General features: G+C 34.2%; 15 protein-coding genes. 9 read left to right on the top strand and 6 right to left on the bottom strand.

Translation table 11 applies throughout. The features are described from left to right. The first annotated feature begins 92 nt into the window (after window positions 1-92). Window positions 93-1,505 carry a DUF4116 domain-containing protein gene (locus AMD27_RS16515; RefSeq protein WP_067663311.1) on the top strand — a complete coding sequence of 471 codons (1,413 nt, stop codon included), beginning with the start codon at window positions 93-95 and terminating at the stop codon, window positions 1,503-1,505. 78 nt (window positions 1,506-1,583) lie between these two features. On the opposite strand, the gene AMD27_RS16510 is transcribed toward AMD27_RS16515, so the two are convergent. Both AMD27_RS16510 and AMD27_RS16505 read right to left on the bottom strand, forming a co-directional pair. After that, window positions 1,584-2,126 carry a hypothetical protein gene (locus AMD27_RS16510; protein WP_067663308.1) on the bottom strand — a complete coding sequence of 181 codons (543 nt, stop codon included), beginning with the start codon at window positions 2,124-2,126 and terminating at the stop codon, window positions 1,584-1,586. Window positions 2,127-2,384: 258 nt separating this feature from the next. Next, window positions 2,385-2,582 (bottom strand): hypothetical protein, encoded by a 198-nt coding sequence (locus tag AMD27_RS16505; protein ID WP_067663305.1) that lies wholly within the window; start codon window positions 2,580-2,582, stop codon window positions 2,385-2,387. A 355-nt stretch (window positions 2,583-2,937) separates the two neighbouring features. On the opposite strand from AMD27_RS16505, the gene AMD27_RS16500 reads away from it, so the two are divergent. Genes AMD27_RS16500 through AMD27_RS16485 form a run of 4 tightly spaced genes read left to right on the top strand, consistent with a single transcriptional unit; the run spans window position 2,938 to window position 5,149 of the window. Further along, window positions 2,938-3,720: a hypothetical protein gene (locus tag AMD27_RS16500; protein ID WP_150115833.1), complete on the top strand. Its 783-nt coding sequence runs from the start codon at window positions 2,938-2,940 to the stop codon at window positions 3,718-3,720. A gap of 12 nt (window positions 3,721-3,732) precedes the next feature. Then, window positions 3,733-4,398 (top strand): hypothetical protein, encoded by a 666-nt coding sequence (locus AMD27_RS16495; RefSeq protein ID WP_067663299.1) that lies wholly within the window; start codon window positions 3,733-3,735, stop codon window positions 4,396-4,398. Between the two features lie 26 nt (window positions 4,399-4,424). After that, entirely contained in the window at window positions 4,425-4,766 is a 342-nt protein-coding gene (locus tag AMD27_RS16490; protein ID WP_067663296.1) for a hypothetical protein, read from the top strand. Window positions 4,767-4,768: 2 nt separating this feature from the next. After that, on the top strand, window positions 4,769-5,149 hold the full coding sequence (locus AMD27_RS16485; RefSeq protein WP_067663292.1) for a hypothetical protein: 381 nt from the start codon (window positions 4,769-4,771) through the stop codon (window positions 5,147-5,149). 23 nt (window positions 5,150-5,172) lie between these two features. Here AMD27_RS16485 and AMD27_RS16480 read toward each other — a convergent pair. Then, a protein-coding gene (locus tag AMD27_RS16480) for an IS3 family transposase (protein WP_150115832.1) occupies window positions 5,173-6,248 on the bottom strand; the annotation gives its coding sequence in 2 pieces (ribosomal slippage) (window positions 5,173-5,996 and window positions 5,996-6,248; 1,077 coding nt in all). A 91-nt stretch (window positions 6,249-6,339) separates the two neighbouring features. Here AMD27_RS16480 and AMD27_RS16470 point away from each other — a divergent pair. Further along, entirely contained in the window at window positions 6,340-7,362 is a 1,023-nt protein-coding gene (locus AMD27_RS16470) for a hypothetical protein (protein WP_067663278.1), read from the top strand. A 123-nt stretch (window positions 7,363-7,485) separates the two neighbouring features. On the opposite strand, the gene AMD27_RS16465 is transcribed toward AMD27_RS16470, so the two are convergent. The 3 genes from AMD27_RS16465 to AMD27_RS16455 all read right to left on the bottom strand — a co-directional run bounded on the left by AMD27_RS16465 (window position 7,486) and on the right by AMD27_RS16455 (window position 10,061). Next, window positions 7,486-8,130, bottom strand: a complete 645-nt coding sequence (locus tag AMD27_RS16465; RefSeq protein WP_067663275.1) for a hypothetical protein — start codon at window positions 8,128-8,130, stop codon at window positions 7,486-7,488. A 234-nt stretch (window positions 8,131-8,364) separates the two neighbouring features. Next, window positions 8,365-8,742, bottom strand: a complete 378-nt coding sequence (locus AMD27_RS16460) for a hypothetical protein (RefSeq protein WP_067663272.1) — start codon at window positions 8,740-8,742, stop codon at window positions 8,365-8,367. A gap of 56 nt (window positions 8,743-8,798) precedes the next feature. Next, window positions 8,799-10,061: a hypothetical protein gene (locus AMD27_RS16455; protein ID WP_067663269.1), complete on the bottom strand. Its 1,263-nt coding sequence runs from the start codon at window positions 10,059-10,061 to the stop codon at window positions 8,799-8,801. Window positions 10,062-10,200: 139 nt separating this feature from the next. Here AMD27_RS16455 and AMD27_RS16450 point away from each other — a divergent pair, with 139 nt between their 5' ends. The 3 genes from AMD27_RS16450 to AMD27_RS16440 are packed head-to-tail and all read left to right on the top strand — an operon-like array spanning window position 10,201 to window position 13,610. Then, on the top strand, window positions 10,201-10,923 hold the full coding sequence (locus AMD27_RS16450; RefSeq protein ID WP_067663266.1) for a hypothetical protein: 723 nt from the start codon (window positions 10,201-10,203) through the stop codon (window positions 10,921-10,923). After that, window positions 10,910-11,533: a hypothetical protein gene (locus AMD27_RS16445; protein ID WP_067663263.1), complete on the top strand. Its 624-nt coding sequence runs from the start codon at window positions 10,910-10,912 to the stop codon at window positions 11,531-11,533. Before AMD27_RS16450 ends, AMD27_RS16445 begins: the two co-directional genes overlap by 14 nt. Continuing rightward, a complete protein-coding gene (locus AMD27_RS16440; protein WP_067663260.1) occupies window positions 11,523-13,610 on the top strand; it encodes a helicase C-terminal domain-containing protein in 2,088 nt (695 codons plus the stop codon). The genes AMD27_RS16445 and AMD27_RS16440 overlap by 11 nt, the downstream gene beginning before the upstream one ends. Window positions 13,611-13,687: the final 77 nt, after the last annotated feature.

Below are 13,687 nucleotides of genomic sequence, written 5' to 3'. Positions count from 1 at the left end.
CAATAAATAATAAATTAAAATAAATTATATTCGGTTTTTAATATTTTTGTATAATCAAATGATTGAAAATTAATTAACTTTGGTAATTTTAAATGAGCGAGAATATTTTAAGTTTATTTAAGCAAATAAATCAGATAGAAAAAGATATAATTGCTATGTTGAACGTGGGGAGTCTTGATTTTAAAGATGTGCCTGAGCTTGTAATGACTGAATTTATTTGCTTGTATGGTCTCATAAATAATATTGAAAATTTTAGCAGAATACCTTTAGCTGGTCTTTCAAATATTGTTTGTTTGGCGGCATGTCAGGTTAAGACCAGTTTGGCTCTAGATATTCCTGCAGAGAGAAGTGGGTGGGTGAATAAACGTGTAAAGGACCCGTTTTTACAATATTTATCAGTTGAAAGAAAATCAGAAGAAATTTGTACTTTTTTTATAAATCTTGACCATAGAAATATTGCATATATTCCTGATCAACTAAAAAAAACAAGAGCATATCTTGAGCAAATTTGCACTATAAAGCCAAAGGTATTGTCTGAGTTGGATAAGGAATACATTGATGATGGATTATGTCTTATAGCAATTGAATCTCCTTCATTTGATTTAACATGTTTGCCTGAATCATTAAGAACAAGAGATTACTGTTATAAAGCATTTAATAAAAACTATAGAGATATAATGAATATACCGCATAGTTTGATTGACTACTCTATGGTGTATACCGCGATTGAAAAGTGTGAAAATGGCGAAGTTGAAAAAATTTTAGAGCTTCTACCTCCAGCTTTGTGGGATAAGAAAATCATAATTAAATCTGTAGTAAAAAGTGAAAGTGCTTTCTATCTTGTGCCTTATGAGTTGATTACAGAGGAAATAGTATTTGAATTGGCTCCTTACTTCAAACGACATGAAACACTTCATCATGTACCAGAAAACATATTTAATGAAAACTTAAACAATAAGCTTATTTCAGAAAATCCATTACTACTTCATAGCATACCTATCGATCAGCGGAATAGGGTTTTATGCTTCACGGCGATTAGTGCAGATGGCTTGGCATTAGCGGCGGCTCCGAATGATACAAAAACAGATGAAATGTATAAACTTGCTATTGGTAATAACGGGTTGGCATTACGTTATGTCCCTACACCGTACAGAGATGACATGCTCCCAACCTTAGCAGTAAAGCAGAATGGTGAAGCGATACAATATGTCCCATCGGACATGATAGATGAAGTACTTTGTCGTACAGCTGTAATGCAAAATGCACATGCAATCTACAAAATTCCGAAGCATTATTTAACGCATGAGCTGTACTTGTTGGCGATCAAATCTATACCTCATGTACTTAAGCTCATACCGACAGATTCTCGGACAGTAGAGTATTGTGTAATGGCACTTAAGAAAGATCATTCTATGTATGAATACATTCCAGTCCACTTAAGAAAAGATAAGATGATTGTTGAACTGGCTAAAGAGTATGGAGTTCATAAGGAATTCCAGCATTAATAAGTTTTTCACTGTCAAGAAAAAAGCCATTCAAATAATTTGAATGGCTTTTTAGATTGAGGATTAGATTAATGAGAGTTAATCATTAATTAATTCTACTGAGTAGCTAAGAAAAGATTCAGCTAACTGCAGAATAGAGTTAACAGTAACAACGGATAAACGATGATTACGGTCATGTACAGGTTTGCCTAAACGAAAATCAATCCAATCAAGAAACAAGTTTTGTTCCTGTTTAGATAGATTTGTAAGATTAGGGTTGCCAAGGGAAGTAGCTACAACGTTAAAAGCACGATTGTAAGCATATAAACTTTGTGTATGAACACAAGGTTTACCAGTGTCTCTATCTGTTCCTAGTCGAATGGTATTGACTGGGCATTTTTTAGGAACTGATTTCCATTGTAAAACTGTAGAAACAGCACATCCACCTTTTAAACCTTTGTACTGTTGGGCAAACGTTAAAGCTTGAATGCCTTTATAAACAAAAGTTTGACTAGCATGGTCAGGTGAACTTGAGTGTTCGTTAATAAAATAAACATTTTTAATCTTTGAAAGATTAAAAACTTTAATTAAATCAACTAGGGCTTGAGTGTTTACAGTTTTTTGTGCGTTTAATTGAGTCATTTGAATTTGCTCCGATTGCGCTCGGATGACGGAAATTTAGCTTTTGCTAAACAACCATCATCACAAACATAAAAATGTTATAAGAATAATGGTTGATACAAAATAATTGCTGAATTTCATTGACTATCGTATAGCGAGTTGAGTTTTGATTCAATCAAAAAATTGTTATGGATTAATAAACAATAGGAAAAGAAAAAAGCCATTCGAAGGGAATGGCTTTTTAGATTTGAAATCTGATTAAAGGGTGTAAGGCTTTAATTACATAATGATTGAGTAGCTGCCATTATTGAAGATTTTAAGCATTTTCATTTGATGCTGATGATTTCTAGTTCGAGCTTTGCGGGCTGAGTCTAGATCATCATAAACATTACGTTTAATCACCGGTATATCATGGTGATAGCCAGAGATGAAATTACAAATATCTACTTCTGAAAGAAGAACAACTTTATAGCTCATAGTATTTACTCCGATTGTGCTCGGATGACAGAAATTCAGCTTTTGCTGAACAACCATCATCACGAAACATTAAAATAATGGTTGTATGTAGTTGATGCAAAATAATTGCTGAATTTCACTATCTATCGTATATTGAGTTTATTGATTGATCAATAGGTGTTTATGATAAATATAAAAAATGATAACTAATTGATAGATATAAATAATAATTTTAAAATGAATGTAAAGTTTATTTTATATAGTTTTGCATATTGAAGAATAATGTACGATTATTAATGTTTTTAATATTGCATTATCATTAAGTTAATTGTTAATATTAATAAAAGCGAAACGTTAACTAAATATTATGAATATATTGTCAGCTATTGAAGTATATAATAATTACCTAAAGCCTTTAAAGGCCGAGGTTGATTTGTGGCGCGTATCGCAAGCCATTGATAACAAAAATAGTTTCGTTATTCCGAGCTTTGTAACATATTCAAAAATTCTTGAAATGTTGATCAAAGATAAACCTGAAAAGAATAAGGTATTTGGGATTGATACTAATAGTAGTGATTTTATTCATTCAATATCAATTTGGGCAATGAATGGAAAAACCGCATCGATTTCGGAGCCAGCATTAGAACTTATTCATAAGATCGCAATTTTGGATTACATCCCTCCAAATATCTTCTATCGTTTTTCTTCTCAAGCTTTGTATATTGACAATAAAATTGGAATTTATGACGGTGCATTAGTTTGCAAGGACTACATAAGGGATTCAGGCAGAGATTGGTATGCATTAAATATATTCTTGTTTGACCATAAGAATCTTAGTGGGAAACAATTCAGATTTATGCTGCCAGATACCAATCAAGAAAAATCATTCAGCAAATTGGCTGAAATGGATATTTGGGCAGAGATTGGGCCATTTTTCCAAATCTATCTTTATATTTTAAATGAGTACCACGAAAAAAAAGATTTCTTTCTAGCAAATGGTGTTGATTATATAGGTTTTGATCTCGGTGATAAGGTAGAGCAGAACAAACATAAGAAAGGTCATTGGCGTAATGGTCATTGGCATACTTATTGGACCAAAAGTGAAAATGTCGATCAGTTTGTTATGAAGTTAGTACAACCTATATGGGTTGTTGCTTAGGAAGCATAAGTTATGAATGAAGTTGTGACCGAGAATCAAAAAATCAAAACTTGGCAAAAAGGATTGATCGCAATCTTAGTAACAAGTGTTGTTGGGGTTAGTGCATTTTGCTTTCATGAAGCATATTCTGTTCAGACAGCGAAGGTTGAAAACCAAAAAGTAAAAAAGGTAATCAAGCGTGAATCAGATGGAACTTGGGGTGTTGTGCCTGCTGATGCTTGTGGCGCGCTTCAAAATCTTGGTTTGGTTGGTATTAATTATGCCAAAAAAGATGAAAATTCAAATATTTACGCTTGCCAATCTCAGGCTATTCAAATTCCAAGCACTAAAGGGGAAAAAACAGTACAATATGTGGCATCAGGATTCCCCGAAAAAGCGACTCACTTTAATTTAAAATTAAGAATAGATGGTAATCCAAATGATGCGGAAAATATCGCAGCAAGAAAATCTTGGGCAGTATATTCTGCCGTAATTCTAAACCAACTGTTTCCAGAACTTAATTATATAATGTCTGATGTGCAAATGGAGGAATTGGCCGGGATTACTGCAGGCAAGAAAGTTGACTACTACATAGAGAGTAAACTGAGAGTCACAGCTGATGTGGTTGTTGATAAGAAAAATGGCATTGGTATTTATTCATTTAATATCGATGGTTTGCCAAATTTATCAGTGAATTAAAATTGAGTGGAAAGGTGCTGTTCATAATGAATCAACCAAATCTGTCGAAATTAACCCTATTTTTTTGCGTTTCGCTATCATCGAGTGTTTTCGCTCAACCAGCACAAAATAAATCAGAATTTAATCGAACATTGACTAATCTGGCTAGTAATGTCAATTCCTATGAAAAAGAGCAAGTGGAAAAGATGAGCGCTTACAATAAATATATGTATAAAATCAATAAGTATGCCAGCACAAGAAATTCAAATTTAGATGTGGATTTTAATGAAATTCGTAAAGATAAGTCACTAACAGAAGCTGAAAAAAACTCTATAATTAACAGCGCAAATCAAGAAATGCAAATTAAGAAAATGGTAGAGGGTATCTGATAATGATTATTCCATTTTGCGAAAATCTTGATGTCAAAAAGTTTATTGATTTTTCAGGCGATACAAGTGAAATAGTTGTAATGGGCCTTTGGAAATACAGTAAAAACAAACGTGGCCAAATTTCCATTTTTGAAAAAAATGAAAATAGTATCTGGGTAAAGAAAGATTTCACCAATTGCTCAATTATGCTTAATATTGAAAAAGGCATGATTGGTATGTCTATGTCTAATAACTACTTATGTGACTTAAGTATTTTTGAATCTAAAATCGAACAGTGGTTTGATGGTTTTTATACTGCAGTAATTAATACCATTAGACAGCTTTATTTTGTTAAGTACGCTAGAAAGTTAAGTAAAGTTAGTGAACTGGTAATCCTCCCATAAATAACCGAAGTTAAAAGTAGAGGTTAAGCAGCCATCAAAGGTGGTCTTCCTTTATTAGCTTGGTGTGGTCTTTCATGATTGTAATGCCACAACCAATCAGTTGCATAATCCTGAACCTCTTCTAACGTATCAAACAAATGCTTGCTCAGCCAACTATAACGTATAGTTCGATTATATCGTTCAATATACGCATTCTGCTGTGGCTTACCCGGTTGAATGTATTCAATACGAATACCATGCTCAGTCGCCCAGCGCACAAATTCGTGACTAATAAACTCGGGTCCATTGTCACACCGAATAACTAATGGCTTTTCTCTCCATTCCAATAACTGATTAAGAGTTCGAATTACTCGAGTTGTAGGTAATGAGAATCCTGCTTCAATGGTTAGTCCTTCACGACGATAATCATCAATTACATTGAACAATCGAAACTTTCGGCCATCAGAAAGTTGATCATGCATAAAATCCAGTGACCAAACCTGATTTTCTTTGATAGGTTCTTTCAGTGGTTCTGGTGCATGCCGTTTTAATCTTCTTCTCGGTTTAATACGTAGATTCAGTGCTAACTCACAGTAAATGCGGTAAACCCGCTTGTGATTCCAGCAGTAATTCTCAACATGTCGTAAATATGAGAAGCACAGACCAAATCCCCAATCGGAATTTTCCTCAGTGAGTTTAATGAGCTGTTCAGCAATTAATGCATTTTCATCGCTAAGTTTAGCCTGATAACGGTAGCAGGTTTCACTAATGCCAAATGCAGAGCAAGCTAAACGAATACTAACCTTATGCTGGGCAACGGCTTGTTGAGCCATCTGACGTCGGCAAGATGGCTTCACCACTTTTTTGACATTGCTTCCTGAATAATCTCTGCCTTTAATCGTTCTTCAGCATACATTTTTTTCAGTCTGGTATTTTCTGCTTCCAACTCTCTGAGTCGAACCATTAATGACGTATCCATACCGCCATATTTGGCACGCCATTTATAGAATGTAGCATTGCTCATACCATGTTCACGGCAAAGAGTAGCTACAGGTGTACCAGATTCCGCCTGTTTCAAAATAGACATGATCTGACTGTCAGTAAATTTAGATGTTTTCATGCAGAATCTCCTGCTTGTATCTTAAGAGAAAATTCTACTTTTAGATCCTTTTATTTTTAGGGGCGATTACCAACTTAAGCTACTCAACTATATGAAGCAAAACGTAAGTGGTAATAATTTCGAAGACAAATTAATTTTTGTTACCCGACTGCATAGTTGGTTTAATGATGCAATCCCAAGTGAAAATGCGAAAAAGGTTATTGCACAACTAAATGGGACTGTTCAGCTAAGTAATGTCATAAATTTGGGTAAGCATACGGTCGCATTTGATACTTTTAACGAATTTCTTCCAAACCATTTTGCAATCTTCGCAGTTTTAAATGCCGAAGTTTTTATTGAAAAAGTACAGCGTATAGAGTTTTCTAACACTAAAGAATTTACAGCTTTTATTCTTGATCTGATAAGCGAGGAAGTGTGTTTCTCAAATTATGATATTAAATTCTTCATGAATTTAGATGTTAAAAGTGTATCTTTATTTGTTTCTGAGCGCAGTGTAGAAAAATTCTGTATGTGGCTTAAACTATTCTCAAGCTCTGCTCATTCAATCAATTTCACAAACATTGACTTGCTCTATAAGACGTTCATGCATATTGGTCGCAAAGAATGTACAAAAAATACATCTTATATGACTCGGTTATTTTCACATTTTCAACAGCAGCATTATCAAAACAATCATCATGATTTGATTTTAGCTATCAAATATAGTGTGATTGATAACTGTATTGATTGGCGGATTAAAAATCAAAGTAGCCCAGAAGAATTAGCGAACGATGTATCAAATTCAATTTATGATATTCGAAAGCTTGAGATAATTCAGAATTTTGTTCGATTATCAGATATGGGTATTAATCGCTTAAGCAAACATTCTGAAATGGATGATGCAAAAAAGTCACTATGGGAAAATTGTGTTTTATTCATCGGAGAGGAATTGGGCTGCGATGAAAGCAATGCACTGAGTTTTTCCGTATATCGAGATGGTGAATATTCTATTTTAATTGGTGCTGCATTTGTTAATAGTGTATCTATTTTTTCAGACTTTTTAGTAGAAGGTGATGGTGGTTTTACGAACTATCACTACCTTGATAAATTTGCTAAGAAAGTAATGTATGGCTGATTTTTAAATCATAAAAAAGCAGCTCAGAGGCTGCTTTTTTTGATTCTGATTTTATTGGAATATTTAATTATTTAAGCAATATCATAAGATCAACTTAATTTTATATTTACTAGACAATACGTTTTAAATCATTGATTTCACTGTATCTAGAATAGCAAGTAAGTTTTCTTGTTCTGCATTTCCATTTAATTCTTTGGCTATTTTAGATATTTGTGCGTGATTTTGTTTTACTAAATCTGAAATTAGATTTATTTCATCTTTCCAAAGTTTGTCAGTTTCTTCTTGAGATAATTCAAGTTCTATAAAGCTTATCCATTCATTCTGAATACTTTCAATCGTATCTTTGGATAACACAACATCTTTTGTTTCTAGGATTGATACCAACGAAAACAGAATACGTTGCCTGATCAAATTAAATGGAATACGTTCAGACTTGTATGTAAAGTGAGCTTCACCTTCCTCTGAAATTATTTGTTTTAGTTTGAAATTGATATTTTTGGCTTTAAAAAAAACAAGTGTTGCTGCGAATTTTAAATTTTCTTGGCACAGAGTATTTTTTTGTGAAATTTTTAGAAGTAAGAAAATCATTGCTTGGTGTAGTCCAAAGCACGTAAAAGCTGTTGGTAATACAACAAGTAGTAAATTTTCAGGGTCTCGCATATCGTAGTGACTGTTAAGGTAACTAACAGTCGGAATTAACACCATAACCATGATAAACAGGGTTAAGGTGTATATCACCTTTTTTTGTTTTTCAGGGGTTAGGGGCATCTATTCTTAATCCTCTCTACATCAGTATTATTTAATTTTAAACTAATTATTTGTAAAAACGTTAAAGGATTTTATTTTTTTTATAATGTCATATAATATTTTTTGAATTGAAATTAATTTTTATAAGTAGAATGTTAGTCTATTGTTTTGAGCTTATGTTTTATGTAATTGATTAAAGTAATAATTTGAAATATTTTTATTTTGGCTTTACGATGAATATTATTTATAAAAACCTCATTCATCTAGTTGATAGCCTACCTGAATTTCAGCTTTTTCAGCATGTCTTAATATGAGAGAGTAAGATACAGCTTTGCCACATTTCATCATAAAACCACATGATCTTTTAAATTCATAATCAATTTCATATATGTTTTTGTCTTCAACTATATCTAGAATCACTTTGTCGTGTGGTTCATATATTTTGTATATTTTTTTGTACTCATTAAGGTGCTTTTTTAATTCCTTTGTATTGTGAAAAAAGAAAGAAAAAGGATTGGTTAAGATGTTTTTGACTTTTTCATAGCCACCTAAATCTTGGATGACACGTATACTAAAATTCATTGGTATATTCAACACGACATTCCTTATAGCCTTAATTTCAAAAATTGACATGAGGTGGGTTTTACCCCATCTCACTAGCCAATTTCACGGCGAAAATTGCAAAGTCTCTAACTTAAATGTTGAGGGGTGAACGTTTTCAAATTATACCCATCAATATCGGCATTAACTTGATTCAATTCGCGTGGAGCACCTTCACCTTTAATGTCATAGTGAATTCTGTTGTTAAAGGCAATATAACGGCGATCATTTTGGGTTTTATGTAAAAGAAGGATAGTAGGTAAAAACATTTGCAAAATACTGCCAGTTGGCTGATTTTGTTGATCTAATTGTTGTTTGCTATAAGTTTTAATTGGATTGAAGCTACCTGTAGGGGCAAGGCGCAATAAAGTTTCTGGACCAAAACGATAAATTCTCATGCCAAAAACACGAACCCTGTATTCTCCGGATACTAAAGATTGCTTGAGTGAATTTAGTTTTGAAATATAAGCTGGGTCATGTGATGCAAAAGCATTGGTATCAATGTTCATTCCACAAAATACATCAAGAACAACACGGGCAACATCTTTAGTGACTAAAAAGCTGTTTGCGGGACCAGTTTCTTCTTTAAAGAAATATTCAAGACTGGTTTGAGAATCTTGAGGGGTTAAATATTTAATTGCGTTCCCATCAAAGTCAGTGCCGGAAGCTTCCGCATATCGCTGGAAAATATTAAACGACATAACAGGCCCGTTATCAGATTCAATTTCGGCAACAAAGTTGCCTTCCCGAATGGCTGTTTTATTACGGTTTCGTAAGGCAAAATCAAGCATTTTATAATTAGTTTCAATATTGCCAATTTCAAAGTACTTTGAAAACTCAATTGCTTGGACCCAAGCTCTTGTTTTCTCAACTTTGTTACCAACCTGACGTTTTTCACGATATTGAATATTCATCATGCCTGTAACCATTTCTACATCCTGCTGTTGAGACATGCTATTAGACCAATGAGCGCGGTATGTAGGGATAAAATTACCATCGATAGAGTAGCAGCGATCAAAGAAAAGGTATGAGGTATGGTGTTTATCGCGTTTACGTTGAAGTGTTTGACGAGCATTTCGTCCAGTGTAGATATTCGTTACTTTATTAATCGCTTCATTGATATTTTTAGATTTGCCCAAAGCAATCATATCATTTGCTGATTCTTCAATTGTACTCAAGCGAACACGAATGCTTTGTTTACTGATTAAATCTATTCCATAAGCATAGTGATCGTCTTGTTCTGCCTTTATTTCATCCACTTTCATATAAATTGCACGGACTTGAGAATCACGATTAGGGTTCTGGTTTGATTGAGCTGTAGACTTAAGTTCATTGAAAAAACTATTATTCATAATAACCCCATGCGATCTAGACCGAATGCATATTTAATTAACGTTGCTGATAATTATGATTATATAATAATAGAAAGATTATTATTATATTTAAATTGATTATTTTGTATAATGTTTATGAATGGATTGGAGTATTTATATGAGTGCATACGAGTACATTCTAGGTCATGCGAAAACATGTGCAGATGAGATGTATAGCGACAACCAGAAACAATGCTACACATGTATGCGTGTAGGCTCAGATGTTATTTTCTCATCAAGAAAAGATGATAAATGCTCCGTTTGTAGTTGGTTAAGTACCCAAAATGAAAAAGAATTTGGATTTTTGACAGGGAGCCGAGCGCATAGCCCAATTAGTTTTATTGGTTCATTAATGATTATTGAGGAAAAGCTCATTACCTTGGTTATTTCTTCTGGATATGAAACAAAAATACCCAAAAATAGTTGTGTTAGATTTTTGGTATATGAAATTGATTGGTATATTATAAAGCTATTATATAATCCAATAGAGGCAGTGGTTTTTAAGCCATCATTAAGATTAGAAGAATATGCAGGAAACCTTTTGGTTTCGGATTCAAAGTTACTATCTATCACTACGTCTAAGGGGCTATACCATCTACCAATTCACGTATGGTCAGAATTGAATGCTTTAGCGAAGTTAAACACGAACACGGCGATGCAAAGAGCCTTACAGATCATTCTGGACGTAACTCATGGCAGAGTGCATGAACATCCGGTCAGAGCATTTATCGCAGATAATTATTTGCTTATGACCAGTCTAAGTGAACTATTAAACATAAATGTTCATGCTAAATCGTACATGATTAAACTATTTCTAAAGGTGCTTAATGAAAATGCTTGAATCTTGGTTGTTTAAACTGCCAGTGCCTGCAGACAAAGATGCACATAGGACATTGGTTGATTGGTTGCGTATTAATGGAATAAGTCATCTATTTCAGAATGAAAATAGACAAATTCAATACGTGAATGGCAGTGATGGTAATGGCGATTATTTGATTGGTAGAAGTAGTGTAAAGATACATCATCCTTCTATACAACCTATGGAAGTGAATATTGATGTGAACGAGCCTATTTGCATCTCGCTTATTTTGCCTGCAGATAAAATTGTTAAGCCACCAAAATTGAAGTACGAAGCACAATCAAATACAACACGTACAAAATCGTATGTTCGGCCATATACTAAAACGGAACTTGAGCAAAACATTATTGATGCAGCGTTGAGTTGTGGGCTGAACACTGGTGGATACCAATATGAAATATTTGGAGGAAACGATATTCGTGTATTGCATAAGCGACAGAATCTAACGGTATTTAAAAAGTCCGTATTGGTTATCTATAGTGGTTACGTTCATGATCTGACGCTCTTTAATCAAGCATGGAATTTTGGGGTAGGTAAGCAGCGCGTCTATGGTTTTGGCATGTTAAGGATTCATAATAAATATGATAAATAATCAGGACATCTTTGATCTGGTAGATGAAGCTTTTAAATCCAATGGCGTGATTGTTCAGCTTGGTGGTCGCTATGTGGAAGAACAGTACCAGTATGCACAGGCAGTTGCTCAAGCATTAATGGAGCCAGAAAAGGCGCTTGCAATCTTGGAAGCTGAAACAGGTGTTGGTAAGAGTATTGGTTATATAATTCCGTGCTTAATATTTCTTAGTCTTCATCCCAATTCAGAACAAGTCATCATTTCTACCTTTACCCGACTGCTTCAAAAACAGATTATGTTGGTAGATATGCCTTTTGCTGTAAAGGTTGTTGAGACGTTAGGGCTTAAGCCACCTAAATATGGCTATAGAATGGGTAGACAAGCCTTTTTCTCTTTGGAGCGAACACATGCAACAGTAGAGCGATTGAAATCAAAGTACAGCTCAAATACAGCGTATATAGAGCAGCTGGAAGAATTTCAAAGATTTGCTGAAAATTCATGTCGTGGCGGGTCTGGACTATGGTTAGATTGGCTTGAAGATTATTACGTTTTTCCTGATCATATTTATAGTGGCGATATTTGTTTACTCTATAGTGGAAACATAGACAACGATGCTTATGTGGCTCATATCAATAATTCGAGTAATGCATTATTGCTATTGACGAATCACGCAACGTTGATTGGCCATGACAATGTAACTGACTTTGTACAATCAGCATATATGGTCATCACAGATGAAGCGCACCATTTAGATCGGTTAATGGCAGAGCGTTCAAATAAGCAATTGCCAGTTCTAGGAATTCTGAATTTATTTAACCGTGCAAAATACTTCGGTCTTAAAGAGAGCTATATTAATGAGGCAAAATCATTTGTAGGGGCGTGGTCAGAAGTCATTGCTCAATACGATAAAGGTAATGGCGCAAATGATAATTTTTATATTAGTTCTGGTGGCCATAAGCATTGGCTAAATGAGCAAGTGGATTACGTTCGACAGATTCAAATTTATCTACGCCGATTAGAAAAAGACTTTCAGACATTTCAAAAGGGTAATGCGCTTAGTCATAACCACGTTGAAATGATGGAGCAATTGCAAGAGGCCTTGATCACACTTTCCCATTGGACCGTAGCGAACACTTTTTTCTATCGAGCACTGGTATTCACCGACCACAACAGAACATGTAGTGTGGCCGTAGTAAACCCAATTGCATCACGATTATTCGCACATACAGTAAGAAAGCTTACGACACGGACGATACTCACATCAGCAACTATTTTTGATGCTCGGTTGGATGAAGATGCAGTTTCAATAGTGGGCGATCTTGGGTTTAAGCATGAAGAAGTGACGCGTTATATGCGTTTGTCACCATCTTCATACGGTGAAATGAAATTTATTTTGCCAAGTAAAGAGGTTTCAGTACCAACAAGTTATGACAGGGATAACCGGTGTAATCGATTTAATCAAATTTGGCTGGAATATACAGCTAAGATGCTTGTAGAAGCATCTAAAACAGGGCCAACATTGGTACTGACTTATTCATTTGAGGAAAGTCGGCTTTTAAGTGAATGTTTAAAAAATATGGGAGTATCTGCAGTCACTCAGGAAAAGGGAATAAAGCTTTTAGAAATATTACCAATTTTCCTAAATGGTGAAGCGCGTATTTTAATTACCCCATCTGGCTGGGATGGCTTAAACATCCGTACAAAAAAAAATACTCAGTTTTTGAAGAATGTAATCATCACACGTTTACCGAATGCGCCAAAAAATGAACTTGAAGACTTTGTTGCCCGTGAATATATGTTGAATAAAAATATGCCACAGCATGTAGTAGATAATATTATTTGGTTAAAGCATCTTAATTTCTGTATACGTGTATTAAAACAAGGTTTGGGTCGTGGTATTCGCTCACCATACGATAGTATATATATATGGTTTGCTGACCCGCGTATGCCTTACTTTAACTCGCCCAAAGCAAGACCTTTAATTAATGCCATTCCTGCAAGATTTATTGATAATTATGCCCGTGGCATTATTTTTGAAATTGATGGTACTTTTGATGTGAATACCAATGCTAATAATTATTTGGATATTGTTCTATAAGAAAAGCATAAGAAAAACTTTCAAATAGAAAGGATACTGGTATTGTCAAAACCGCATGTGCGATATGTAGCTGGTTT

It is taken from the genome of Acinetobacter sp. TGL-Y2, assembly GCF_001612555.1.
Lineage (GTDB): Bacteria > Pseudomonadota > Gammaproteobacteria > Pseudomonadales > Moraxellaceae > Acinetobacter.
This window is presented reverse-complemented; position numbering and strand designations above follow the sequence as displayed.